Consider the following 24649-nt stretch of genomic DNA (forward strand, 5'->3'; position numbering starts at 1 on the left):
ACCTTGGGGCTTTGGGTTTCACCAGAAGGACAGCCGCGGAAAATCTCAGTGGGAGTGCTGAATATGATGCTAAATGGACAGATGGGCTATTTATCGTCGGTTCTGGCCTAAATAGAACCGCCACTTTTCAATTGGATCGCTTGGTTGGTATTTGTCCAAAACACGGCAGTTGATCACGCAATGTCGCAACGGGCGCAACGAAATCTAGGTCTTTAAACTCAAGTATCTCTCACCGGGAAAGTAAACGGCCCAAAGTGGATAATCGTCCGGTTTTCTGTCGCGTTCGTCACGTGAAACTGCTTTTTCAAGATTTATTGCTGAGTCCATCAAGAAAGGACCCTCCCTGAGGATCAATAGATTTCGCACTGGCCTGGAATTGCAAAAGCGGAGCCAGCCACCAATGGGTCACTATTGATGAAAAATTATCTTTTAATTACAATTCTTTAGAGAAAGAATGGCGAGCAGTGGAAAGGTCCGTTTTAGTGTGAAGTAGAAACCCCCGTCCTCTGGACGGGGTCAGAGTCCTTTGGCTTTGCCAAAAGGGCTCATGGCAATCCATATTCAGGCGTTGTTCCCGCAACGACCTGAACAGAAAGGAAAGCCATGAGCCGTTTTCGAAAATTAACACATGCGATCTGGCACTGCCAGTATCACATCGTCTGGGTGCCCAAGTATCGCTTCCGGATATTGGAAGGTGAACTGGCGCAAGAAGTTCGAGCGTGTATCCGGATCTTCAGCGAGCAGAGTCACTGCGAGGTCGTCGAGCTGAATGTCCAGAAAGACCATATTCACCTGATCATCATGGTGCCGCCCAAGGTGTCCATTTCGGAGTTGATGGGGCGCCTGAAGGGCCGATCAGCGATACGTATTTTAAAGAACCATCCCAAGTTGCGGAAGAAACGCTACTGGGGCAATCATTTTTGGGCGCCCGGCTACTGCGTTGACACGGTAGGCCTGGATGCCGAGATGATCAGGCGCTACGTGCGGTATCAAGAGCAGCATGAGAAGAAAGTGGAACAACAGCAACTCAAATTCTAATTGTTGTGGACGTGGGAACAACGCTCCGGTGACCCTCTTTGGGGGTCACCGGCAACGCCCCCTCTGGGGGCGCCTTTAAAGCCCCGTCCTCTGGGCGGGGTTTTTTTACTCCTGTCTACCCTCAGGATTTGGCGGAACTTCAGCATGTGGTGGATAATGTTGAGGGGAGATCGGGAGCTTCACGAATTCCGGGGACAGTTTATTTAATTCTCTATCGGGCGTACTTTCCGACATTTCGAAGAGTATCCACTGGGGTTTTAGCAAGGTCGGGATATTCTGCTACTTTTCACGCTAAGCACAAAAAAACGCCAAAGGCAAATGCCTCAGGCGTCTGGTGTCAATCCTCGTCCCCCCATCGTGTCGCCCTTAAAGGCCTCTCCTTGATACCGTGTCGATGAACGAAAGCCAATGATAAGTTATTGGAATAAAAAGGGCGGCCTTTTCGGCCGCCCTTGGTGTCATCTTACTTTCCCCACTTCTGCTTGATCCGCTCCACCGCCTCAACCACCTTCTCCTTATCCCCGAAGGCGCTGAGCCGGAAGTAGCCTTCCCCGGAAGGCCCGAAGCCCGATCCCGGGGTGCCGACGACATGGCACTCGCCCAGAAGCTTGTCAAAAAAGTCCCAGCTGGTGAGGCCGCCCGGCGTTTTCAGCCAGATGTAGGGGGAGTCGACGCCGCCGAAGCAGGTGATGCCGGCCTTGGAAAGCCCCTCGCGGATGATGCGGGCGTTGTCCATGTAGTAGTCGATGATCTCCTTGGTCTCTTTCCATCCCTGCTCCGAGTAGACCGCGGCGGCGGCGCGCTGTACCGGGTAGGAGGCGCCGTTGAACTTGGTGGTCTGGCGGCGGTTCCAGAGCTTGTTGAGGCTGTACTTCTCCCCCTTGGCGGTGGTCCCGGTCAGCTCTTCCGGCACCACGACCAGGCCGCAGCGGACGCCGGTGAAGCCGGCGGTCTTGGAGAAGGAGCGGAACTCGATGGCGCAGGTCTTGGCGCCTTCCACCTCGTAGATCGAGTGGGGGATGCCGGGGGTGGTGATGAAGGCCTCGTAGGCGGCGTCAAAAAGGATGATCGCGTTATGGGCGTTGGCGTAGTCGACCCAGGCTTTGAGCTGCTCCTTGCTGGCGACGGTGCCGGTCGGGTTGTTGGGCGAGCAGAGGTAGATGAGGTCGACCTTCTGCTGCGGCAGCTCGGGGACGAAGCCGTTGGCCTCGGTGCAGGGGAGGTAGACCACCCCCTTGTAGTACCCCTTGTCGTCCGCCTCGCCGGTGCGCCCGACCATGACGTTGGTGTCGTTGTAGACCGGGTAGACCGGATCGCCGATCGCCACCACGTTGTCGAGGGCGAAGATGTCGAGAATGTTGGCGCAGTCGCACTTGGAGCCGTCGGAGATGAACATCTCGCTGGTCTTCAGCTCGACACCGAGGGGCTTGTAGGAGTTGTCGATGATCGCCTGGGCGAGCCATTCGTACCCCTGCTCGGGGCCGTAGCCGGCGAAGTTCTCGGTGGTACCGAGGTCGTCGATGGCGGCATGGAAGGCCTTGAGGACGGTCGGGGCGAGGGGGCGGGTGACGTCGCCGATGCCGAGGCGGATCACCTTGGCCTGTGGGTTGGCGGCGGTGAATTCACGGACGCGGCGGCCGATCTCGGGGAAGAGGTAGCCGGCTTTGAGTTTCAGGTAGTTGTCGTTGATGTGGGCCATGCCTTGATTGCTCCTTTTATTTGGACCGGATGGAATGGATGTATAGATTTCCCCTTATCGCCCTGCCGGAGTTCCGTGGACGTTTCGGGAAAGAGACGGACAAACTGTCTGAGCGCAGCGAGTTTTTGTCCGTCCCCGAAACGTCTGCGGAGCGCAGGGAACCCGCCGCAGGCGGGCTGGGCGATTGGGGTGCCCTTTTTCTGCTGACTCTTTTTGGGCAAGCAAAAAGAGTCAGTCGTCGGCGGGGGGCGAAACCCCCGGGATAAACCTTTTGCCGGTGCCGCGAAAAACCAACGGGGGCTGCACCCCCGGGCCCCGCCCTACCTTCTTTTGTTCGCCCAAAAGAACGTAGGCCAAGAAAAGGGCGCCCCACCGCTACGCCCCTGCGGGGGCCCCTCGCTGCGGGATTTTAATCCGACGGCGACGAAAACTTGCCCTGCGGGCTTCGGACATTCGTCCCCGACTTCCTCGGATTAAAATCCCTGCGCTCGGCTCCGCTCACAGGGGGGGAGGAGTCGGGGCAAAACAAAAGGAAGAGCGCTGGCTACTTCAAACCGAGCACGTCCTGCATGTCGTAGAGCCCCGCCGGCTTCCCCGCCAGCCAGCCGGCAGCGCGCACCGCACCGCGGGCGAACATGTCGCGGCTCATGGCGCGGTGGGAGATCTCGATGCGCTCGCCCATGCCGATGAAGTAGACGGTGTGCTCGCCGACGATGTCGCCGCCGCGCACCGTCTGCATGCCGATCTCCTCCTTGCTTCGCTCCCCGCACATCCCCTGGCGGTGGTAGTTGGCGACCTCGTTGTAGTCGCGGCCGACCGCCTCGGCAATGATCTCCCCCATGCGCACCGCGGTGCCGGAGGGGGAGTCCTTCTTCTTGTTGTGGTGCAGCTCGACGATCTCCATGTCGAAATCGCTGCCGAGGGTGGCGGCGACATCCTTGAGGATTTTGAAGCAGAGGTTGACGCCGACGCTCATGTTGGGTGCGAGGACCACCGGGATCTGCGCGGCGAACTTCGCCACCGCGGCGCGCTGCTCCGGGGTGAAGCCGGTGGAGCCGATCACCACGCTCTTGCCGAGCTTGGCGCAGACCGCGAGGTTGCCGAGGGTCACCTCGGGGAAGGTGAAGTCGATCAGGACATTAGATGTACCCATCGCCGTGGCGAGGTCGTCGACGATCGCGACGTCGGCCGGCCCGCAGCCGGCGACAGACCCGGCGTCCTGGCCGATGAGGGCGTGGCCGGCCCGCTCGACAGCGCCCCCCAGTTCCAGCCCTTCGGCTTCCTTGATGGCGGTAATGATGCGCCCGCCCATGCGCCCGGCGGCGCCGGTGACTGCAACTTTGGTCATGGTAGTGCCTTTGCTTTTTATAGGTCCCATGGGTCGCATGCGTCCCATGGGACCTATGATTTTTAAATCAGCTGGTGCTTCTTCAGTACGACCTTGAGCTTCTCCAGAGTCGCATCCTGCATCGCCACCAGCGGCAGGCGCACTGCGGCGTCGATCTTGCCCATCAGCGCCAGGGTGGTCTTGGCCGGCACCGGGTTCGATTCGATGAACATCGCCTGGTGCAGATCGAGAAGCTGCAGGTGGAGGCGTTTGGCTTCCTCCCAGTTGCCGTTCTGGACGGCGCTGACCATCGCCTTGACCTGCTTCGGCGCGATGTTGGCGGTGACCGAGATCACCCCCTTGGCGCCGCAGGCCATCAGCGGCAGGGTGAGAAAGTCGTCACCGGAGAGGACGTCGATCTGGTCACCGGCTTCGGCGATGATCTCGCTCGCCTGGGTGATGCTGCCCGAGGCCTCCTTGATGGCGACGATGTTCTTGAACGCGGCAAGGCGGATGGTGGTCTTCGCCTCCATGTTCATGCCGGTGCGCCCCGGGACGTTGTAGAGAACCTGGGGCAGGGCGACCTGCTCGGCGAGTGCCTTGTAGTGCTGGTAGAGCCCTTCCTGGCTCGGCTTGTTGTAGTAGGGGGAGACCAGCAGCACGCCGTCGGCTCCCATCTCCTTGGCGTGCCGGGAGATTTCGATCGCTTCGGCGGTCGCGTTGGAACCGGTGCCGGCGATGACCGGAACCCGCTTTTTGACCTGCTCGATGCAGATGCGGATGACGCGGTCATGCTCCTCGTAGTCGAGGGTTGCCGACTCCCCGGTCGTCCCGCAGGGGACGATGACATCGGTGCCGTTTTCGATCTGGAACTCGATCAGCTCCCGGTACTTCTCCTCGTCGACCTTCCCCTCGGCAGTGAACGGGGTGACGATGGCGACCATGGATCCCTTGAACATCTGTTTCCTCCTCCAGAGAAGAAAGGGTCAAAACGGGTGTGTAAACCAAAAAATCAGTGGAAAAAGCCGGGAATCCCGGCGAAACGAGCCTGTATTCGTAACATAACCACGGGGGATTGTCAAAATCGATCGAGTTCAGCGGCCCGCTTCCGGTGTCACCGTCACCGCCACGGAAAGGGGGCTCTCCACCAGCCACTCCCCCGATTTAATTACGCTGCGCACGGCATAGTCGTAGGTGGTGCCGTTTTGCAGGCCGTACTCCTCGAAGCGCGTCGTCGGGATCGGCTCGCGGTTGATCGGGTCGCTCGAAAAGGCGACCGCGGGGGTGCGGCGGTAGAGGTTGTAGCCGACCAGTTCCTTGCCCCCCGCGGTGACTGGTTGCCAGCCGAGCTGCACCATCTGGTCGTGACCGGTCGCGGTCAGCCGGGCCGGTGCGGCGGGCGGGGTGAAGAAGGGGCGCTTGACCACCGCCGGGCGGCCGCCTCCCCCCTTGCGGTTGACTGCTACCACCCGGTACTGGTAGCCGAGCCCTGGCGTCAGGCCACTGTCCCAGAGTTCGAGGCGGTCACCGACCCGGCGCACGTCGCGCAGGTAATCGAGGTCGATGCTCTGCAGCAGGACCGAGGTGTCGCGGCACTCGGGGCACTCGCGCAGCGGGTCGTACTTCATCTTGTAGACCTGGAACCCCTGCAGGTCGGTCAGCGGCGAGTCGTCCTGGTTCTTCCCAGGCAGGCCGAAGGTGATCAGGAAGCGCTCCCCCTGCTGCTGCACGCGCAGGTCCTGCGGCGCTTCCGGCAGTGCCTGCAGCAACGGCCGCACCGGGCCGCGCTTGCCGCAGGCGGTCAGGGCGAGAACAAGGATGAACAGGATGGAATATCGCTTGGCGATCATGGAAAGTCCCGGAAAGTGGGTAACTGAATGATTAAAAAAATCCAGTAGTGTCCGGTTAAGAAGTTGCATAGGCTCCGAAGTCCAAGTCAATGATATCGGGAGGCCCTAAGCCTGCGGCCGCATCCTCGGCGGCCTCGTTGCGAATATTGTTGCGAAGCTCACGCACCCTGTTGATGCTGACACGTTCGCCATGCTCTTCGTGGCAGTAGATGGCCAGCAGCAAATAAGTAATCAACCCTGCGAGGATCTGCACCAGCAGGCCGTAGGGACTGCGGGCAATCAGGTGATACACCTTGAGGTGGCGCTTCCACCAGGCGAAGAAGGACTCGATCGTCCAGCGTAGCTTGTAGATCAAGGCAATCTGCTCGGCGGTCAGATCGAAGCGGTCGGTGGCGACCCAATAGGATTTTTGGTCAACCTTGTAGCCGACCACACGCACTTCTCGTTCGGTCTGGTTGACATCTTTGGTGCCGAGCAACACCCTGGCGTCATAGAAAACATGACTGCCGGGGACAACAGGATTGGCGCTCAACTCCGTCTTACGAGAACTGGCTTTGATGCGGCAGACAAAGTGGCGTCCCTGATCCTGCCAGTCGTCAAAGTTTTTGTAACACTGGTAATAGCGGTCATAGACACCTGTCTGACCGGGAGCCACGAGCCGTTCCGCCTGAGGACGCTCGTCGCCCTTGCCGTCGGTTAATGTGACTTTCTGGGGGACACCACGACCGATATCGAACCCCAGGTGAACCTTGGCCTTTTTGGCTCCGTCTCGATAGTCCGCCCAGAGCATGGACAGCGTAGCGTCAATCAGCGAACCATCGACGGCGATCAGATCGCCGAGATCGGAGATGTCTTTGGCGACAGGAATCTTTTGTGAGACCTGTTTCTGCAGGTCTTCGTAAACATGAATCATCTGCTCCAGCCCTCGGGTATTGATCGCCTCAAAGAAGGCGCTTTTCCGGATACCGCCGGGCGGTGCAATATGAGTCGCGGCAAAATCTTCCTGCGTCAGAACCTGAAGCAGATGACGCCCCGAAGAATGCTCTTCGAGGTGATAGTAGGTCAGGATTTTCAACTGATCTTCAAACGTCATCTGCAGTGGCCTGTTGCCTCGGGCCTCAAGAACCGGGGCATGTTCGAGAGCGCCCTTGAACGGGGTAAAAAGTCGGACAATGGAGCGCCTGCTAAGCCGGGTACGGTGGCAGCGAACAAGTAATGACATTTTCGTAAATCCTCATATAAAATAGGTATTTACGAAAATCACCGCGCCGACTTCACGACGATTTGTCAAGCAAAAAATACGCTAACTTGTGAAAATATTTACAATTATCTGCAACTTTGGGTGAATGCAATTTGCTAACCGGACACTACTGAAAAAAATCGTCTCTCACCCGTTCACTACGCTCACTAGAGGACACAGAGAGCACGGAGAAGGCCCTGGTCCAGATTAAAGCAGTTCAAAAGCTTATTCTCTGTGTTCTCTGTGCGCTCAAGCGACCGAAGGGGAGCGGGTGAGAGCCGCCCTTCAGCCTTTGCCGTTGCGCTCGTGCCGCGCCCGTTTCAGCTCCCGCTCCACCGCCGCGCGGGCGGTGCCGCCGGTGGCGCGGCGGGCGTTGACCGAGGCCTCGAGGGTAACGAAATCATAGATGTCGGCCTCGATCAGGGGCGAGAACTGGCGGAATTCGGCAAGAGAGAGCTCGGGAATCTCTTTCCCCTGCTCGACACAGTAGCGCACCGTTTTGCCGACCACCTCGTGGGCCTGGCGGAAGGGGAGCCCCTTGCGCACACAGTAGTCGGCGACGTCGGTGGCGGTGGAGAAGCCCCGCGCCGCAGCGACGCGCATCTCGGCGGCGCGCACCGTCATCTGCGCGATCATGTCGGCGAAGACCTTGAGGGACCCCTTGACGGTGTCGATGGAGTCGAAGAGGGGCTCCTTGTCCTCCTGCATGTCCTTGTTGTAGGCGAGCGGCAGCGACTTCATCAGGGTCAGCAGCGAGATCAGGTTGCCGTAGACGCGGCCGGTCTTGCCGCGCACCAGTTCAGGCACGTCGGGGTTTTTCTTCTGCGGCATGATCGAGGAGCCGGTGCAGAAGGCGTCGGAGAGGTCGATGAAGTGGAAGTCGGCGCTGGACCAGAGGATCAGCTCCTCGGCCAGGCGCGAGAGGTGCATCATGATCAGCGCCGCAGCGGCGCAGAACTCGACGGCGAAGTCGCGGTCGGAGACCGAGTCGAGGGAGTTGCGGGTGACCCCGTCGAAGCCGAGCTCCTGGGCGACGAACTCGCGGTCGATGGGGAAGGTCGTCCCGGCGAGCGCCCCGGCGCCGAGGGGGAGAACATTGAGGCGTTTGTGGACGTCGGCCAGGCGTCCCGCGTCGCGGCGCAGCATCTCGTAGTAGGCGAGCATGTGGTGGGCGAAGAGGATTGGCTGGGCGGTCTGCAGGTGGGTATAGCCGGGCATGATGACGTCGAGGTTGGCTTCCGCCTGGTTCAGGAGCGCTTCCTGCAGGCGATCGAGGTAGCCGAGAATGGTGGCGAGCTCGTCGCGCAGGTAGAGGCGCACGTCGAGGGCGACCTGGTCGTTGCGGGAGCGGGCGGTGTGGAGCTTGCCGCCGACAGCGCCGACGCGCTCGATCAGGCGCGCCTCGATGTTCATGTGAATGTCTTCGAGGCTGACCTTGAACGCGAAGTTACCCGCATCGATGTCAGCGCGGATCGATTCCAGCCCGGCGATGATCGTCGCCGCCTCGGCATCGGTAATGATCGCCTGCTTCGCCAGCATCCGGCAGTGGGCGATGGAGCCCTGGATATCGTAGCGGTACATGCGCTGGTCGAAGTCGATGGAGGCGGTGAATTCCTCGACGAACTTGTCGGTCGGCTGGCTGAAGCGCCCGCCCCAGAGTTTGTCCTGGCTCATGTCGGTGACTCTCCGTGTGGACGAAATCCGCGCCGGGCGCGGTCAGTTACTGTCGGGAACGTAGCCCCGTTCGGTCTCCCCTTCGAGCCGCTGCCAGCCATTCTCCGTCGCGGGGCGGAAGATGCTGTGGATTTTGAGCGGCACCCGGGTGGTACGCGGGTCGAGTTCGTGGAACAGGGGCAGATTGAAGAAGTAGAGCCGGGTCGCCGTGCCAAAACGCAGCCGGCAGACCGGCAGACCGTCAAAGTTGTCGCTGGCGAATTCGGGCAGCTCGGCCGGGGCGATCTTGTGGCTCTTGTGGATGATCACCATGGAACGGCCGAAGCTTCCGGGTCCGCCCTGGTCGATCCCGCTGGTCTCCTCGCTGCAATTGCAGAAAATTGTCACCGTATCGCGCACCCCGGGGGTATAGGCCAGATACTCACCGTAAAACCCATTGACGACGTCGCGAAAGGCGCGGTGTTCCGGTTTCGGGTTGCATTCGAGTACCGCCAGCAGGTCGAGGCGCTGGCGGGTCTCGAAGAAGAGCTCGTTGGCCTTGTCGATAACGTTGCTGATGTTCGACTGGTAAAGGTCGCGAAAGACGTAGTCGAGGCAGATCAGCGCCATGAAGTTGAACCCCGTTGGGCGCGCCCGGAACAGGGGAAAAACCTTCCCCCGGTAGAGGTCCTGGAAGGGGTCGAGGGTCTCTTCACCGGCATAGGGGTGACTCTTGGCCATCAGGAAAACCCGCAGCCGGCCGTCCGCCTCCTTGATCGCGGTCACCGCCCAGTTCACCGGTACCCCCTCGATTTCGCCGGCGTCGAGATCCTCGAGCAGCGCCGCCAGGACTTCCGCGTTGTCGTCCCGGTAGCGCTCCAGCACCTGGTGGAACTCGGTCAGACGTACATGCTCGACGCCGAACATGGTAACGGTGTTGGGGTGGAAGCGATCACGGATAATGGCCAGGGCATCCTCGACCCGGGCGGCCGGCAGGGCCGTTTCCGGGAAGACCAGAAAATGGAGCTTTTTCAGGTTGCCGCGGCCGGTCGCCACCAGGTCGAGGACCGAGGCGACCATCTCCCACTGTCCCTCCGGATCACTGATTCGGCATTCCGCTCCGGTGCCGCCGAGGAGGTTGGGAACCTGGCAGAGCAGAAGGTGCTGGTGGTGCCCCGGCGAGAATTCGAGGGTTACATCCTTTTCGACGATTCGAAACATGGTGCTAGTCCCCGTCGATGGGGCAGGACTGGGGGGATGCGCTGCTGCAGGGGTTGGCGACCCTGGTCGCCGGCGCCTCCCTTTGCCAGGTAAGCTCGGGAAAAACCCGGTTGAGAATGTGGCGTGCCCCCGGCGGCAGGTCGATCTGCGGCAGGCGCCCTTTCTCCATCCAGACCGCTTCGGTGCACTCGCTGCCGTTTGGGACCAGTTCCAGGCTCAGCGGATGGGCCCGGTAGTAGAGAATCACGAAGTGATCGTCGCGTTCGCCGATCCCGAGGTGTTCATAGACATCGATCAGGCTGTCGACATGAATCTCGATGCCGACCTCCTCGCGCACCTCCCGGTGCAGGGCGGCGAGGATCGCTTCGCCATGATCGATTTTGCCGCCGGGCATCACCCACTGGTCACAGAAGGGCTCGATGCAGCGCCGGGTCAGCAGCACCCGCTCCTGTTCGTCGACGACACAGGCGACGACGGAGGTTTTGATGGCCTGTTTGCGAAATTCCATGTTGCCCCCTCCGGGGGGAGAGGTAACACGTAGGTTGGGTTAAGTGCAGCGAAACCCAACAGCTCTTCGCGGCGCACTTCGACCGCGTTGGGTTTCCGTTCCGTCAACCCAACCTACGCACTACGGCTCATGGCCGGCGGCTATTTGCGGTTCTCGCGCTGGATCGCGGCGATGCGCAGGCGCAGGGCGTTGAGCTTGATGAAGCCCTCGGCATCAGCCTGGTTGTAGACATCGTCGGTCTCGAAGGTGGCGAAATCGACGTTGAACAGCGAGTCGGTCGCCGAGTCGCGCCCGACCACCCGGGCGTGCCCCTTGTAGAGCTTGATGCGCGCCTTGCCGTTGACGGTGGTTTGCGTCTGGTCGATCATCGCCTGCAGGGCGATGCGCTCCGGGGCGAACCAGAAACCGTTGTAGATCATGCTGGCGTACTGGGGGACGAGGGAATCGCGCAGGTGCATCACCTCGCGATCCATGGTGATCGACTCGACGGCGCGGTGCGCCTCTTCGAGGATGGTGCCGCCCGGGGTCTCGTAGACGCCACGGCTCTTCATGCCGACGAAGCGGTTTTCGAGGAGGTCGACGCGGCCGATACCGTGCTTGCCGCCGAGTTCGTTGAGTTTGGCCATCAGCCTGGCCGGGGAGAGGCGCTCGCCGTTGACGGCGACCGCGTCCCCCTTTTCGAACTCGACCTCGACATATTCGGGCTGGTCGGGCGCATCTTCCGGGCGCACCGTCAGCACATACATCTCTTCCGGGGCCTCGGCCCAGGGGTTCTCGAGGACGTCCCCTTCAAAGGAGATGTGCAGCAGGTTGCGGTCACTGCTCCAGGGGAACTTCTTGCTGGTCGGCACCGGGATGCCATGTTTTTTTGCGTAGTTTTCGAGGGCGGTGCGGCTTTTCATGTCCCACTCGCGCCAGGGGGCGATGACCTTGATCGCCGGGTTGTAGTGGTAGTAGGCGATCTCGAAGCGGACCTGGTCGTTCCCCTTGCCGGTGGCGCCGTGGGAGACGGCGTCGGCCCCTTCCTTCGCGGCGATCTCCATCTGCGCCTTGGCGATCAGCGGCCGGGCGATGGAGGTGCCGAGGAAGTAGCGCCCTTCGTAGATGGCGTTGGCGCGGAACATCGGGAAGACGAAGTCGCGGGCGAACTCCTCCTTGAGGTCGAGGATGTGGCAGGAGCTGGCGCCGGTCTTCTTCGCCTTCTCCGGGATGTGGTCGAGTTCTTCCCCCTGGCCGAGGTCGGCGGAGTAGGCGACGACTTCGCACTGGTACTCTTCGACCAGCCACTTGAGGATGATCGAGGTGTCGAGGCCGCCGGAGTAGGCGAGGACGACTTTTTTGACGGAACCTTTTCTGGACATTTGGGTGTGCTCCTTGAAATATGGAGTGGCATGGGACGCGGGAGGTGGGACGCGGGACGGGAAGGTTCCTTCTCGTCCGATCGTGTCTGCTTCTCGCCTCTACAGTTTTATCACATAGGTCTTGACGAGCCGGTCATGCAGCCCCTGCTTCTGTTCGTCGAAGGCGACCATCAGGTAGCCAATGCCGAGAATCAGGGTGGAAAGAAATTTGCCGACGGTTTCGCGCACCAGCGCCACCCCGTAGCCGATGTCATTGCCGTTGGTGCGGATCACCTTGATCCGCAGTGCCATCTTGCCCGGCGTCTGGCCGCAGTAGCCGGTGAAGCCGACGTAGTAGATCACGCCGAGGGCCGGTCCGAAGGACCAGGCGATGGCCATGCCGAGCCCCTGGTCGGCACTCCCCCCGGTCAGGGCGACCGCCGCGGCGATCAGTGCGGTGCCGAAGAAAAATTGCAGCAGGGTGACCAGGGTCGAATCGACCAGCGACGCCACCACCCGGATCCAGAATCCGGCCTTGGGCAGGGCGGCGGCGCCGGCGGCGTCGAGGGGCGTGGCCTCTTCCGCAGGGGCGGTCCCTGGCGCCGGCAGTTCCGGCGGCATTGGCGCCGGCGGCTCGAAACGGAACTGTTCGCGGCAGCGCGGGCAGGTCACCCGCACCGCGACTCTTGGTAGCCGATCGGCCGGCAGTTCGCGCTGGAAACCACAGTGGGGGCAGGTCAGGTTCATCGCCGCACCCGCCTCAGGCCATCAGCGTGGCCATGATCGCCTTCTGCACGTGGAGGCGGTTCTCCGCCTCGTCGAAGACCACCGAGTGCGGTCCTTCGATCACTTCGTCGCTGATCTCCTCGCCGCGGTGGGCGGGAAGGCAGTGGAGAACGATGGCGTCGGCGGCGGCCGCGCGGACGATCGCGCCGTTGATCTGGAAGCCGGCAAAGGCCTGCTCCCGTTCCTTCTGCTCCGCTTCCTGCCCCATGCTCGCCCAGACATCAGTGTTGAGGACATCGGCGCCAGCAGCAGCAGCGAAGGGATCGTTGCTGTAGACGATCTGCGCCCCGGCGGCGGCGGCGCGCTGGCGGACAACGGCATCCGGTTCATACCCTTTCGGGGTGGCGATCTGCAGCTTGAAACCGAAGACCGCGGCGGCGTTGATCCAGCTGTTGGCCATGTTGTTGCCGTCGCCGATCCAGGCGTAGGTCAGGTCGCGATAGTTCTCCTTGTGCTCGCTCACCGTGAAGAGGTCGGCCATCAACTGGCAGGGGTGGTAGAGGTCGGTCAGGCCGTTGATGACCGGCACGCTGGCGTGGTGGGCGAGCTCGGCCACCGCCGCCTGCGAGAAGGTGCGGATCATGATGCCGTCGCAGTAACGCGCCATCACCCGGGCCGTGTCTTTGACCGGTTCGCCGCGTCCAAGCTGGGTGGTGCCGGAATGGAGGAAGAGGGCGTGGCCGCCGAGCTGGAACATGCCGACTTCGAAGGAGACCCGGGTGCGGGTCGAGCTCTTCTCGAAGATCATGGCGAGGGTTTTCCCTTCCAGCAAACGGTGCGGTTCGCCCCGCTGCTGGCGCGACTTGAGGTCCCGGGTCAGGGCGAAGATCTGCTCCAAATCGTCCCGGGTCCAGTCGGCGAGGGAGAGGAAGTCCTTGTTCATTGCACAACTCCTGAAAATGAAACGCAACGGCTGGTGCCGGGCACCAGCCTGGGGTGCGGCCCGGGCTCAGATCTCCTGGAAAATGCCGTCGAGGATTTCGATCATCGCGTCGATCTCGCTCCGGGTCACCGTCAGCGGCGGGACGAAACGGAGTACCGTATCCTGGGTGACGTTGAGCAGGACCCCGCGGGCGTGCCCTTTCTTGACGATGTCGCCACCGGGGATGGTAAGGCGCATGCCGACCATCAGGCCGATGCCGCGAACCGGGCCGATAAAGGGGTACTTCTGCTGCAGGCCGCGTAGTGCCGTGACGAGGTAGTCGCCCATTGTCTCGGCGTTTTCCAGCAGCCCCTCGTCGAGGATGGCCTGGAGGGTCGCCAGGGCCGCCGTCGTCACCAGCGGGTTGCCGCCGAAGGTCGAGCCGTGGGTGCCGGGGGTGAAGCTGGCGGCGATCTCGGCGCGGGCGAGCATGGTGCCGATCGGCGCCCCGCCGGCGAGTGCCTTGGCCAGGGTCATGATGTCGGGGGTAACCCCAAAGTGCTCGTAGGCGAAGAGCTTGCCGGTGCGGCCGATGCCGGTCTGCACCTCGTCGAGGATCAGCAGCAGCCCAAAGCGGTCGCAGAGCTCCCGCACTTCCTTAAGATAGCCGGGGGTGGGGACGTTGACCCCGCCCTCACCCTGGATCGGCTCGAGCATTACCGCGCAGGTCTCGGGCGTGATCGCCGCTTCGATCGCCGCGGCGTCGTTGAAGGGGACATGCTTGAAGCCGTGCAGCAGCGGGTCGAAGAAGCGCTGCACCTTCTCCTGGCCGGTGGCGGAGACGGTCGCCATGGTGCGGCCATGGAAGGACTCGGCGGCGGTGATGATGGCGAAACGCTCGGGGCCGTACTTCTCACGGCTGTACTTGCGGGCGAGCTTGATCGCTGCCTCGTTGGCCTCGGCGCCGGAGTTGCAGAAGAAGGCGCGATCGGCAAAGGTGAGCCGGCAGAGGAGCTCGGCGAGCTCGATCTGCTGCGGGATGTTGTAGTAGTTGGAGCAGTGCAGCAGCGTCGCCGCCTGCTCCTGCAGCACCTTGACCACTTTTGGGTGGCAGTGGCCGAGATTGTTGACCGCCACCCCGGCGAGAAAGTCGAGGTACTCCTTGCCGTCGGCGTCCCAGAGCCGGCACCCCGCGCCGCGCACCGGGACCAGGGGATAGCGTCCGTAGGTGGTCATGATGACCTGATCGCCGCGGGCGATCCATTCTGCTGATGTCGTCATTGTTCGAACCTCGCGAGGGCAGTACCGATCCCCTTGTCGGTGAAGATTTCAAGCAGGCAGGCATGCTCCATGCGGCCGTCGATGATGTGGGTCTTCTTGACCCCCTCCTCGACGGCGTCGACACAGCAGTTGAGCTTGGGGATCATGCCGCCGGTAATGGTGCCGTCGTTGATCAGGGCCGGAACCCGGGAGATGTCGATGGTCGAGATCAGTCGTCCGTCCTTGTCCTTGACCCCCTCGATATCGGTGAGCAGGATCAGCTTCTCCGCCTTGAGAGCGCCGGCGATCCGGCCGGCGACGAGATCGGCGTTGATGTTGTAGGTCTCCCCCTGCAGGCCGACGCCGATCGGCGCGATCACCGGGATGAAGTTGCTCTGCTCGAGGGCGCGGATGACGCCCGGGTGGACGGTCTCGACCTCGCCGACCATGCCGATGTCGATGATCTCCGGAGTCAGGGTCTCGGGGTTGACCCGGGTCATCTCCAGCTTGCGGGCGACGATCAGGTTGCCGTCCTTGCCGGTCAGGCCGACCGCCTTGCCGCCGTGGCGGTTGATGTTGGCGACGATCTCCTTGTTGACCTTGCCGCCGAGGACCATCTCCACCACGTCCATGGTCGCCCGGTCGGTGATCCGCATCCCCTGCTCGAAGCGGCTCTCGATCCCCATCGACTTGAGCACCTCGCCGATCTGCGGGCCGCCGCCATGAACCACCACCGGGTTGAGGCCGATGTACTTCATCAGGATGATGTCCTGGGCGAAGGACTCCTTGAGCCGGTCCTCGACCATGGCGTGGCCGCCGTACTTGATGACAATGGTGGCGCCGGAGAAGCGCTTGATCCAGGGGAGCGCTTCGAGCAGAACCTTGGCCTTGTTGATGATCTCTTGCATGGCTCGATACCCGTGATTCGTGATTCGTGATGGCGGCCGCGTGTCGAATGTAACCGGTCAGCCGTCTAAAGTATATAGCGCGACAGGTCCTCGTCGCGGACAATTTCCGCCAGGCGCTCCCGGACAAAACCGGCATCGATGACGATCTTCTTCTCGCGCCGTTCCGGAGCATCGAAGGAGAGGTCCTCGAGGAGCTTCTCCAGGATCGTGTGCAGGCGGCGGGCGCCGATGTTCTCGGTGCGGTCATTGACCGTCGCCGCGGTGCGGGCCACCTCGTGAATGCCGTCTTCGGTAAATTCGAGGTCGAGCCCCTCGGTGGCGAGCAGCGCCTGGTACTGGCGGATCAGGGCGTTCTTCGGCTCGGTGAGGATGCGCACGAACTCCTCCTCGCCGAGGCTCTCCAGTTCGACGCGGATCGGAAAGCGCCCCTGCAGCTCCGGGATCAGGTCCGAGGGCTTGGCGACATGGAAGGCGCCGGCGGCGATGAAGAGGATGTGGTCGGTCTTGACCGGGCCGTGCTTGGTGTTGACGGTGCTCCCCTCGACGATCGGCAGGATGTCGCGCTGGACCCCTTCCCGGGAAATCTCCGGGCCGTGTCCCCCCTCGCGGCTGGCGATCTTGTCGATCTCGTCGATGAAGATGATGCCGCTCTGCTCGGTCCGCTCCCGGGCCAGGGTCAGGACCTTCTCCATGTCGACCAGCTTTTCCGCCTCGGTCTGGATCAGCAGCTCGCGGGCCTCGGCCACCTTGACCCGGCGCCGCTTGGTCTTCTTGGGCAGCAGGTTGCCGAACATCTCCTTGAAGTTGATTCCCATCTCCTCGTTCCCCTGGGGGGTGAAGATCTCCATCATCGGCATCTTCACTTCCTGGGTCTCGAGTTCGACGTAGCGTTCGTCGAGCTTCCCCTGGCGCAGCAGCTGGCGCAGCTTGTCCCGGGTCCCCGAACCGTGTTCGGCCACCCCGGCCTCTCCCTGGGCGGCAAGGCTGGCCGTCTCCCCGGGCAGCAGCAGCTCGAGGAGCCGCTCCTCGGCGAGGTCCTCGGCCTTGATCCGGACCGCCTGCGCCTCTTCTTCCTTGACCAGGATGATCGCCAGTTCGAGCAGGTCGCGGACCATGCTCTCGACATCCCGTCCGACATAGCCGACCTCGGTGAACTTGGAGGCCTCGACCTTGACGAAGGGGGCCTGGGCGAGCCTGGCCAGGCGCCGGGCGATCTCGGTCTTGCCGACGCCGGTGGGGCCGATCATGATGATGTTCTTCGGCGCGATTTCATCACGCAGCTCTGGCGGCACCTGCTGGCGGCGCCAGCGGTTGCGCAGCGCCACGGCGACGGCGCGCTTCGCCCCCTTCTGGCCGACGATATAGCGATCGAGTTCGGAAACGATCTCGCGCGGGGTGAAATTGGTCACGGCAGGACCTCCACGGCGATCCGGTCGTTGGTGTAGATGCAGATGCCGGCGGCAATCTTCAGGGCCTCCTCCGCGATGGCGGCGGCCGTCAGGGTGGAGTGGGCGACCAACGCCTGCGCCGCGGCCTGGGCATAGGGGCCACCGGAGCCGATGGCGGCGATGCCGTCGTCCGGTTCGATGACGTCACCGGCCCCGGAGAGGACCAGGGTGGTTGAGGTGTCGGCGACGATCAGCAGCGCTTCGAGCCGGCGCAGGATGCGATCGGTTCGCCAGTCCTTGGCCAGGGCCACCGCGGCCCGCGGCAGGTTGCCGCGGTACTCCTGGAGCTTGGCGTCGAACTTTTCGAAAAGGGTGAAGGCATCGGCGGTGCTGCCGGCAAAACCGGCGAGAACCCTGCCGTCATGCATGCGCCGCAGCTTGCAGGCAGAGTGTTTCATCACCGTCGTGCCGAGGGTCACCTGACCGTCACCGGCCATGGCCACGTCGTGCTCCCTGCGTACACAGAGGATTGTTGTCCCTTTGAACATCCTGTTCCTCGTCTGTCCGGCTCGTTAAGCTCGGGAAAATGCGCCCAATATAACATGCCGCCGGGGTCAGCAAAAGAAAAATGCCGCCCGGCGCAGCACCGCGGAAAGCGGCCTGCGCAGTTGCGGCGCGGGTTGGGCTGGGATCAGTCGCGCGGCAGGATCAGCGTCACGGTGGTCCCAAGCCCGGGCTGGCTTTCGAGGCGGACGCTACCGCCATGATCCTGGACATAGAGCCGGGCGTAATAGAGCCCGAGGCCAAAGCCGCGGACCTGGCCGGTCCGCTCCGGGTCGACCTGGTAAAACTTCTCGAAGACCTTGGGCAGTTCTTCCCGCGGGATGCCGCACCCGGAGTCCTGCACCACCAGGTGGATCTCGTCCGCCGTCACCCGGCTGGAGAGGGTGACCCGGCCCCCGGAAGGGGTGAACTTGATGGCATTGTCAAGCAGGGCCTGAATGGCGAAGGTGATGCGCTTGCGGTCGAGCGAGAGTTGCGGCAGCGGCCCGGAGCTGGTGCAGGTCAGCTCGACCCCCTTGCTCTCGGCCGTGCCACCGCGCTCGACGAGCAGCTTCAGGATGAGGTCACCCAGGTCGACCAGCTCCCGCTGCGGCAGCCCTTCCTGGAGGATGACATCACTGTAGTTGAGGAGGTCCTGGATCAGGTAGCCGAGGTAATTCGATTCCTCCAGGATCAGCTGCAGGGTCTGCTCGAAGGCGGCATCACCGGGGCCGCCGACGCCGCGGGCGAGGTTCTGGATAAAGAGGGAGATGGCGGTTATCGGGGTCTTCAGCTTGTGCGAAACCAGGCCGAGGAAATCGGATTTGAGCCGGTCCATGCGCTTGAGGTGAATCAGCTCGTCCTTGAGCGCCTTCTTTTCGAGCACCTTGTCGATGGTGGTCTTGAGCTGCAGCAGGTTGATCGGCTTGTTGATGAAGTCGTCGGCATCGGCCTTGAGAGCACGGAGGATGACCTCCTTGTCGGCGTAGCCGGTCATCACCACTACCAACTGGTTCGGCAGGCGCTCCTTGATCTGGCGGAGGAGGTCGAGACCGTTCATACGGGGCATCATGACGTCGGTGAGGACGATGTCGACGCTCTCCCGCTCCAGCATCTTGAGCGCCTCCTCCCCATTGCCGGCCTGCAGGATGCGATATCCCTTGAGGACCTTGGAGCAGAGGTCGCGGATGACAATCTCGTCGTCAACGACGAGGATGCTGCGCCCGTCAATGGTCTGGATCAGTTGCGGTTCTTCGGCGAAACCAAGGCGCACGACCGCCTCCGGAGGCTACTTGAGGGGTGGAGTGAAGAGGGCCAGGAGCTCGACCGGCGCATCGCCGCTGTTTTTCAGGCCGTGGGTGATCCCCGACGGCGCGACGCAGCAGCTGCCGGCGGCGACCGGAATCTGCTGCTCTCCCATGGTGCAGACCGCTTCGCCGCTGAGGAGGTAGAAGGTCTCGGTCTGGCCGTCGTGGGTGTGGGGCAGGATTTCTCCCCCCGGTTCGATGCGGCCGCGATGGACCGAGAGCGCCGGATTGCTGGTGGCGGTGACGACGTCGCGCAGGAAGAAGCGCTCATGCTTGGGATGGGGGTATTCTTCCTGCTCGGCGGTACGGATGACACTTCCTGCTGACATGATCTCTCTCCTGGCTGGTGCTGCATCTTCACCTTATACCATATTGCCCGGAATTTTCCGGAGTCGCACTCAACCGAGGAGGTCGGCGAGGAGCTGCGGCACCCGGGCGAGGGCGGCGTCGAGCTGGCCGGGGTCATTCCCGCCGGCCTGGGCGAGGTCGGGACGGCCGCCGCCGCGACCGCCCACCGCTTCGGCCAGCGGTTTGATCAGCGCACCGGCCTGGACCCGGCCGGTCAGATCCCTGGTGACTGCCACCAGCAGGCTGACCCGCGCGCCATCGCTGGCGGCGAGGACGATGACACCCGAGGCGAGGCGCTCGCGCAGCTGATCGGCCAGCTCGCGCAGCTGCTTGCCGTCGAGGCCGTCGGTCCGTGCCGCGAGGAGTTTCACCCCGGCCACCTCGGTCGCCTGCTCGACGAGCTGCAGCGAGCGGTTGGCGTTGAACCGGGCCTGCAGGGTTTCAATCTCCCGCTCCAGCTCCTTCTGGCGCTCCAGCAGCCGTTGCAGGCGCGGCTCGAGCTGGGTCGGTTCGCTCTTGAGGAGCCGGGCGAGGCCCTCCAGGGCGTTCTCCTGCTGCTGCACGGCGGCCAGCGCCCGGGCGCCGGTGACCGCTTCGATACGGCGCACGCCGGCGGCGATGCCGCTCTCCTGAAGGATCTTGAAGAGGCCGATGTCGCCGGCGGCCTGGGTGTGGGTGCCACCACACAGTTCCATCGAGAAATCGCCGACCCGCACCACCCGCACCCGTTCGCCGTACTTCTCGCCGAAGAGGGCGGTGGCGCCTGCGGCAATGGCGGCGTCGGCCGCCATTTCATCGACCTCGACCCCCTGGTTCTGGCGGATGCGCAGGTTGACGCGGCGTTCGATCTCTTCGATTTCCACGGCCGTTAGCGCCGAGAAGTGGGTGAAGTCGAAGCGCAGCCGCTCCGGGGAGACCAGGGAACCGGCCTGCTTGACATGGTCGCCGAGCAGTTCGACCAGCACCGCCTGCAGGATGTGGGTGGCTGTGTGGTTGAGGGCGGTCGCCTGGCGCGCCTGCTGGTCGACCTGGAGGTTGACCGCGTCACCACAATGAATGGTGCCGGAGACGACCCGGGCGACATGGACCGTCAGTTCAGGGAGGGGCTTGCGGGTATCGAGAACTTCCAGCTCGGCGCCGGCGGCGAGAATCCGGCCGCGGTCGCCGATCTGCCCCCCCGACTCGCCATAGAAGGGAGTCTGCGAAGAGATCACCTCGACCTCCTCACCGGCCGCGGCGGTCTCGACCTGGGCGCCCTCCCTGAGCAGGGCGGTGATGGTGCCGTCGCCGAAGGTCGCCTGGTAGCCGGTGAACTCGCTGCGCAGTCCCGACTCAAGGAGCTTGCGGTAGATGCCGGCGATGGCCGCCTCCCCCGACCCCTTCCAGTGCTCGCGGGCCTTGCGGCGCTGCTCTTCCATGCAAGCCTCGAAGCCGGCCTCGTCGAGGGTGAAGCCGTCCTTCTCGACGATGTCGGCGGTCAGGTCGATCGGGAAGCCGAAGGTGTCGTAAAGCTTGAAGACCGTCTCCCCCGAAATCGCCGACTCGCCGGCCTGGCGCAGCCGGTCAATCTCTTCTTCGAGGATGCGCAGGCCATTGCCGAGGGTCTGGATGAAGCGCTCCTCCTCGTTTTTCACGACGCGGGCGACGAACTCCCTGCGCCGCGCTTCTTCCGGGTAGGCGCCGGCCATCGACTCGAGGACGAAGACCGCCGCACGGTAGAGAACCGGGGTGTCGAAGCCGAGCATCCGGGCATGGCGCATGGCGCGGCGCATGATCCGGCGCAGCACGTAGCCGCGACCCTCGTTGGCCGGCAGCACGCCGTCGGCGATCAGGTAGGCGGTGGCGCGGCTGTGGTCGGCGATGACCCGCATCGAGACGTCGTGATCGGCATCGGCGCCGTAGCGCTTGCCGCTGAGCTGTTCGACAAAGGCGATGATTCCGCGCAGCAGGTCGGTATCGTAGTTCGAGGTGACTCCCTGCATCACCGTGGTGATCCGCTCCAGCCCCATGCCGGTGTCAACCGCCGGTTTCGGCAGCGGGGTCAGGGTGCCGTCCTTGGCGCGGTCGAACTGCATGAAGACGTTGTTCCAGATCTCCATGTAGCGGTCGCAGTCGCAACCGACGGCGCATTCGGGGCGGCCGCAGCCGACCGTGGGGCCGTTGTCCCAGAAGATCTCGCTGCAGGGTCCGCAGGGTCCGGTGTCCCCCATCGACCAGAAGTTGTCCTTCTCGCCGAAGCGGAAGATGCGCTCCTTCGGGACCCCCTCCTGCTCGTGCCAGATCGCCGCCGCTTCGTCGTCGTCGTTGTAGACGGTGACATAGAGCCGGCTCTTGTCGAGTTGCAGGTCCTTGGTCAAAAACTCCCAGGCGTAGGCGATCGCCTCCTTCTTGAAGTAGTCGCCGAAGGAGAAGTTGCCGAGCATCTCGAAAAAGGTGTGATGGCGGGCGGTGCGCCCGACATTCTCGAGGTCGTTGTGCTTGCCGCCGGCGCGCACGCACTTCTGCGAGGTCGCCGCCCGCACGTAGTCGCGCTTTTCGTTGCCGAGGAAGCAGTCCTTGAACTGGTTCATGCCGGCGTTGGTGAAGAGGAGCGTCGGGTCGTTGTGGGGGATCAGCGACGACGAGGCGATCACGGTGTGGCCGCGCTCGGCGAAGTAGCGGAGAAAGCGGCTGCGGAGTTCGTTTCCGGTTATCATGGCGTGCCTGGTCTACCTCTCTCGTTTCTGTTTCAGTCGGGTCAGCACCAGGGGAAGGGGAAATCCCCGGCGCAGGAAAAAGCCGGTTACCCGGCGCCGCAGGCGATCATCGGCCTCTTCCCAGGAAAAGTCCGGGTAGCGGCGCGCAAGGAGGGCGGCGAGCTGTTCGCCGGCAGGATCGTCGCCGCCGACTTCGGCGATGGCGGCGTCCGCCTCTTCCGGGTCGATGCCGTGGCGCAGCAGGTCCTGCTTCAGGCGCACCCCGAAGGCGCGCCCGCTGGCCACCAGGCTGCGCGCCCGCAGCCGTGCGTAACGGGCGTCGTCGAGGTAGCCGAGCTCCTGGCAGCGCTGCAGGGCGGCGGCGATCGCCCCCTCCTCGAAGCCGCGCTGCTGCAGATTCTGGCGCAGGTCGGAACAGCTCCGTTCGCAGCGCGTGAGCAGGCGCAGAGCGACTAGGTAGGGATCAGAAGCGTTCGATGTCGATCTGCTCGTCATTCGCTCCCGCCCCGGGCTCTTCCGGAGCGTCCTTTTCGAAGTCCTCCCAGGAGAGGTCGGAGGCGGAGGAGATCCCCGAGACCTTGAGCTTGAAGTCGTCGGGGTTGGAGCATTGACGCAGCGCCTCGTCGAAGGTGATCAGCTTCTTCTGCAAAAGACCCATCAGCGCCTGGTCGAAGGTCTGCATGCCGTAGGAGACGAACCCCTGGGCGATGGCGTCGCGCAAAAGCCGCGTCTTTTCCTTGTCGTCGATCAGCTCGCGCACCCGGGCCGAGGAGATCATGACTTCGACGGCGGCGACGCGCCCCTTGCCGTCGGCCCGCGGCACCAGGCGCTGCGAGACGACCCCCTTGAGGATGGCCGAGAGCTGCAGCCGGACCTGGCGCTGCTGGTAGGGGGGGAAGACCGAGATGATGCGGTTGATCGTCTCCGGGGCGTCGATGGTGTGCAGGGTCGAGAGGACGAGGTGACCGGTCTCGGCGGCGGTGATCGCCGTTTCGATCGTCTCGTAGTCGCGCATCTCGCCGACCAGGATGACGTCCGGATCCTGGCGCAGGGCGCTCTTCAGGGCGATGTCGAAGCCCTCGGTGTCGAAGCCGACCTCGCGCTGGTTGATGATGCTTTTCTTGTCGCGATGCAGGTACTCGATCGGATCTTCGATGGTGACGATGTGGGCGGTGCGGTTGGCGTTGATGAAGTCGATCATCGCCGCCAGGGTGGTCGACTTGCCGGAACCGGTGGCGCCGGTAACGAGGATCAGTCCGCGCGGCTCCATGGCGATCTTTTTCAGCGCTGGCGGCAGCAGCAGGTCGTCGAGAGACTTGATTTCAAAGGGAATGGCGCGGAAGACCATCGACACCGAACCGCGCTGGGCGAAGACGTTGACGCGGAAGCGGCCGAGGCCCGGCACGCCGTAGGAGAGGTCGACCTCGTGGACCTGCTCGAAGCGCGCCTGCTGCTGCTCGTTCATGATGTCGAGGGCCATCTGCCGGGTCTGGTCGGGACCGATGCGCGGCGCCTTGGGGAGCGGACGCAGCGCACCGTCGATACGGTAGATGGGGGGCAGGCCGGCCTTGAGGTGGACGTCCGAGGCGCGGGATTTGAGGGCCATGCCGAGGATGTCGTTGAGTTGCATGGTGTCAGCCTTCCTTGGCCGCGGCCGGGTGGAGTCCGAAGTGTTCCGTGACCCGGGCCTCGATGGCGGCGGCGGTCTCCGGGTGCTCGGTGAGGAACTGCTTGGCATTCTCGCGCCCCTGGCCGATCCGTTCGCCGGCGTAGGAGTACCAGGCGCCGCTCTTTTCGATGATGCCGGTTTCGGCGCCGAGATCGACGATATCGCCAACCCGCGAGATGCCGGCACCGTACATGATGTCGAACTCCGCTTCCTTGAAGGGGGGCGCGACCTTGTTCTTCACCACCTTGACCCGGGTGCGGTTGCCGATCACGTCCTGCCCCTGCTTGAGGGCGGCGATGCGGCGGATGTCCATGCGCAGGGAGGCGTAGAACTTGAGGGCGTTGCCGCCGGTGGTCGTCTCGGGGTTGCCGAACATGACACCGATCTTCATGCGGATCTGGTTGATGAAGATGACGCAGCAGTTCGACTTGCTGATGGTCCCCGTCAGCTTGCGCAGCGCCTGGGACATCAGGCGCGCCTGCAGGCCCATGTGGGAATCGCCCATCTCCCCCTCGATTTCGGCCCGGGGGACGAGCGCCGCCACCGAGTCGACCACCAGCACGTCGATGGCGCCGCTGCGGACCAGGACCTCGACGATCTCCAGCGCCTGTTCCCCGGTGTCGGGTTGGGAAACGAGCAGGTCGTCGGTCTTGACGCCGAGCTTGCGGGCGTAACCGATGTCGAGGGCATGCTCGGCATCGACGAAGGCGGAGATGCCGCCATGCTTCTGGGCTTCGGCGATAATGTGCAATGCCAGCGTCGTCTTCCCCGAGGACTCGGGGCCGAAGATCTCGATGATGCGGCCGCGCGGGACGCCGCCGACGCCCAGGGCGATGTCGAGGGCCAGCGAGCCGGTGGAGATCGTCTCCACGTTGGGGAGAACAGCGTCGGTGCCGAGGCGCATGATGCTCCCCTTGCCGAACTGTTTTTCGATCTGGCCCATGGCCAGGTCGATAGCGCGCTCGCGGTTATTCTCTGCCATCTGCTCGTCCTCCGAAATGTTGGG

Annotated in this window: 21 protein-coding genes and 1 pseudogene; 1 reads left to right on the plus strand and 21 read right to left on the minus strand. The window is 63.3% G+C overall.

Annotated features, from left to right (window positions below; all coding sequences use genetic code 11):
* Positions 1 to 603 precede the first annotated feature (603 nt).
* Complete coding sequence (tnpA, locus tag ACYQ8E_RS15765; RefSeq protein ID WP_066724805.1) at positions 604 to 1038, plus strand: IS200/IS605 family transposase; 435 nt, start codon at positions 604 to 606, stop codon at positions 1036 to 1038.
* A gap of 463 nt (positions 1039 to 1501) precedes the next feature.
* Here the strand turns inward: tnpA and ACYQ8E_RS15770 are convergent, their stop codons facing one another.
* The 21 genes and pseudogenes from ACYQ8E_RS15770 to recA all read right to left on the minus strand — a co-directional run bounded on the left by ACYQ8E_RS15770 (position 1502) and on the right by recA (position 24625).
* Positions 1502 to 2737, minus strand: coding sequence for an LL-diaminopimelate aminotransferase (locus tag ACYQ8E_RS15770; RefSeq protein WP_066724806.1), 1236 nt, complete (start codon positions 2735 to 2737; stop codon positions 1502 to 1504).
* A gap of 544 nt (positions 2738 to 3281) precedes the next feature.
* Positions 3282 to 4085 (minus strand): 4-hydroxy-tetrahydrodipicolinate reductase, encoded by an 804-nt coding sequence (gene dapB, locus ACYQ8E_RS15775; protein WP_066724814.1) that lies wholly within the window; start codon positions 4083 to 4085, stop codon positions 3282 to 3284.
* 62 nt (positions 4086 to 4147) lie between these two features.
* Complete coding sequence (gene dapA / locus ACYQ8E_RS15780; protein ID WP_066724818.1) at positions 4148 to 5023, minus strand: 4-hydroxy-tetrahydrodipicolinate synthase; 876 nt, start codon at positions 5021 to 5023, stop codon at positions 4148 to 4150.
* Between the two features lie 135 nt (positions 5024 to 5158).
* The gene (locus ACYQ8E_RS15785; protein WP_066724821.1) at positions 5159 to 5914 is read right to left on the minus strand and encodes a fibronectin type III domain-containing protein; all 756 of its coding nucleotides are present in this window, start codon (positions 5912 to 5914) and stop codon (positions 5159 to 5161) included.
* 121 nt (positions 5915 to 6035) lie between these two features.
* Positions 6036 to 7136, minus strand: a pseudogene (locus tag ACYQ8E_RS15790) (IS4 family transposase); the annotation flags it as partial.
* A 303-nt stretch (positions 7137 to 7439) separates the two neighbouring features.
* Complete coding sequence (argH, locus tag ACYQ8E_RS15795; protein WP_066724824.1) at positions 7440 to 8828, minus strand: argininosuccinate lyase; 1389 nt, start codon at positions 8826 to 8828, stop codon at positions 7440 to 7442.
* A gap of 42 nt (positions 8829 to 8870) precedes the next feature.
* On the minus strand, positions 8871 to 10028 hold the full coding sequence (locus ACYQ8E_RS15800) for a hypothetical protein (protein WP_066724828.1): 1158 nt from the start codon (positions 10026 to 10028) through the stop codon (positions 8871 to 8873).
* A 4-nt stretch (positions 10029 to 10032) separates the two neighbouring features.
* Complete coding sequence (locus ACYQ8E_RS15805) at positions 10033 to 10536, minus strand: NUDIX domain-containing protein (RefSeq protein ID WP_066724831.1); 504 nt, start codon at positions 10534 to 10536, stop codon at positions 10033 to 10035.
* 140 nt (positions 10537 to 10676) lie between these two features.
* Positions 10677 to 11897: an argininosuccinate synthase gene (locus tag ACYQ8E_RS15810; protein WP_066724834.1), complete on the minus strand. Its 1221-nt coding sequence runs from the start codon at positions 11895 to 11897 to the stop codon at positions 10677 to 10679.
* 99 nt (positions 11898 to 11996) lie between these two features.
* A complete protein-coding gene (locus ACYQ8E_RS15815) occupies positions 11997 to 12623 on the minus strand; it encodes an RDD family protein (RefSeq protein ID WP_066724837.1) in 627 nt (208 codons plus the stop codon).
* Positions 12624 to 12636: 13 nt separating this feature from the next.
* A complete protein-coding gene (gene argF / locus ACYQ8E_RS15820; protein WP_066724840.1) occupies positions 12637 to 13545 on the minus strand; it encodes an ornithine carbamoyltransferase in 909 nt (302 codons plus the stop codon).
* A gap of 66 nt (positions 13546 to 13611) precedes the next feature.
* Positions 13612 to 14805, minus strand: a complete 1194-nt coding sequence (locus ACYQ8E_RS15825; protein ID WP_066724842.1) for an acetylornithine transaminase — start codon at positions 14803 to 14805, stop codon at positions 13612 to 13614.
* A complete protein-coding gene (gene argB, locus ACYQ8E_RS15830; RefSeq protein WP_066724845.1) occupies positions 14802 to 15692 on the minus strand; it encodes an acetylglutamate kinase in 891 nt (296 codons plus the stop codon). The genes ACYQ8E_RS15825 and argB overlap by 4 nt, the downstream gene beginning before the upstream one ends.
* A gap of 65 nt (positions 15693 to 15757) precedes the next feature.
* The gene (gene hslU, locus ACYQ8E_RS15835; RefSeq protein ID WP_066724849.1) at positions 15758 to 17101 is read right to left on the minus strand and encodes an ATP-dependent protease ATPase subunit HslU; all 1344 of its coding nucleotides are present in this window, start codon (positions 17099 to 17101) and stop codon (positions 15758 to 15760) included.
* Positions 17098 to 17628 carry an ATP-dependent protease subunit HslV gene (hslV, locus tag ACYQ8E_RS15840; RefSeq protein WP_066724852.1) on the minus strand — a complete coding sequence of 177 codons (531 nt, stop codon included), beginning with the start codon at positions 17626 to 17628 and terminating at the stop codon, positions 17098 to 17100. Before hslV ends, hslU begins: the two co-directional genes overlap by 4 nt.
* 143 nt (positions 17629 to 17771) lie before the next feature.
* A complete protein-coding gene (locus ACYQ8E_RS15845) occupies positions 17772 to 18896 on the minus strand; it encodes a sensor histidine kinase (protein ID WP_157471760.1) in 1125 nt (374 codons plus the stop codon).
* A 15-nt stretch (positions 18897 to 18911) separates the two neighbouring features.
* Positions 18912 to 19259, minus strand: coding sequence for a cupin domain-containing protein (locus tag ACYQ8E_RS15850; protein WP_066724855.1), 348 nt, complete (start codon positions 19257 to 19259; stop codon positions 18912 to 18914).
* 69 nt (positions 19260 to 19328) lie between these two features.
* Complete coding sequence (alaS, locus tag ACYQ8E_RS15855) at positions 19329 to 21971, minus strand: alanine--tRNA ligase (protein WP_066729676.1); 2643 nt, start codon at positions 21969 to 21971, stop codon at positions 19329 to 19331.
* A 15-nt stretch (positions 21972 to 21986) separates the two neighbouring features.
* Positions 21987 to 22469, minus strand: a complete 483-nt coding sequence (locus tag ACYQ8E_RS15860; protein WP_066724857.1) for a regulatory protein RecX — start codon at positions 22467 to 22469, stop codon at positions 21987 to 21989.
* A complete protein-coding gene (locus ACYQ8E_RS15865) occupies positions 22438 to 23604 on the minus strand; it encodes a type IV pilus twitching motility protein PilT (RefSeq protein ID WP_066724859.1) in 1167 nt (388 codons plus the stop codon). Before ACYQ8E_RS15865 ends, ACYQ8E_RS15860 begins: the two co-directional genes overlap by 32 nt.
* A gap of 4 nt (positions 23605 to 23608) precedes the next feature.
* A complete protein-coding gene (gene recA, locus ACYQ8E_RS15870) occupies positions 23609 to 24625 on the minus strand; it encodes a recombinase RecA (RefSeq protein WP_066724862.1) in 1017 nt (338 codons plus the stop codon).
* Positions 24626 to 24649 lie beyond the last annotated feature (24 nt).

This window comes from Desulfuromonas carbonis (assembly GCF_054658035.1).

Bases quoted from the DNA above. Each gene is read 5' to 3' on its own strand.
- tnpA (WP_066724805.1), top strand. From the start codon at position 604: ATGAGCCGTTTTCGAAAATTAACACATGCGATCTGGCACTGCCAGTAT.
- ACYQ8E_RS15770 (WP_066724806.1), bottom strand. From the start codon at position 2,737: ATGGCCCACATCAACGACAACTACCTGAAACTCAAAGCCGGCTACCTC.
- dapB (WP_066724814.1), bottom strand. From the start codon at position 4,085: ATGACCAAAGTTGCAGTCACCGGCGCCGCCGGGCGCATGGGCGGGCGC.
- dapA (WP_066724818.1), bottom strand. From the start codon at position 5,023: ATGTTCAAGGGATCCATGGTCGCCATCGTCACCCCGTTCACTGCCGAG.
- ACYQ8E_RS15785 (WP_066724821.1), bottom strand. From the start codon at position 5,914: ATGATCGCCAAGCGATATTCCATCCTGTTCATCCTTGTTCTCGCCCTG.
- argH (WP_066724824.1), bottom strand. From the start codon at position 8,828: ATGAGCCAGGACAAACTCTGGGGCGGGCGCTTCAGCCAGCCGACCGAC.
- ACYQ8E_RS15800 (WP_066724828.1), bottom strand. From the start codon at position 10,028: ATGTTTCGAATCGTCGAAAAGGATGTAACCCTCGAATTCTCGCCGGGG.
- ACYQ8E_RS15805 (WP_066724831.1), bottom strand. From the start codon at position 10,536: ATGGAATTTCGCAAACAGGCCATCAAAACCTCCGTCGTCGCCTGTGTC.
- ACYQ8E_RS15810 (WP_066724834.1), bottom strand. From the start codon at position 11,897: ATGTCCAGAAAAGGTTCCGTCAAAAAAGTCGTCCTCGCCTACTCCGGC.
- ACYQ8E_RS15815 (WP_066724837.1), bottom strand. From the start codon at position 12,623: ATGAACCTGACCTGCCCCCACTGTGGTTTCCAGCGCGAACTGCCGGCC.
- argF (WP_066724840.1), bottom strand. From the start codon at position 13,545: ATGAACAAGGACTTCCTCTCCCTCGCCGACTGGACCCGGGACGATTTG.
- ACYQ8E_RS15825 (WP_066724842.1), bottom strand. From the start codon at position 14,805: ATGACGACATCAGCAGAATGGATCGCCCGCGGCGATCAGGTCATCATG.
- argB (WP_066724845.1), bottom strand. From the start codon at position 15,692: ATGCAAGAGATCATCAACAAGGCCAAGGTTCTGCTCGAAGCGCTCCCC.
- hslV (WP_066724852.1), bottom strand. From the start codon at position 17,628: ATGTTCAAAGGGACAACAATCCTCTGTGTACGCAGGGAGCACGACGTG.
- ACYQ8E_RS15850 (WP_066724855.1), bottom strand. From the start codon at position 19,259: ATGTCAGCAGGAAGTGTCATCCGTACCGCCGAGCAGGAAGAATACCCC.
- ACYQ8E_RS15860 (WP_066724857.1), bottom strand. From the start codon at position 22,469: ATGACGAGCAGATCGACATCGAACGCTTCTGATCCCTACCTAGTCGCT.
- ACYQ8E_RS15865 (WP_066724859.1), bottom strand. From the start codon at position 23,604: ATGCAACTCAACGACATCCTCGGCATGGCCCTCAAATCCCGCGCCTCG.
- recA (WP_066724862.1), bottom strand. From the start codon at position 24,625: ATGGCAGAGAATAACCGCGAGCGCGCTATCGACCTGGCCATGGGCCAG.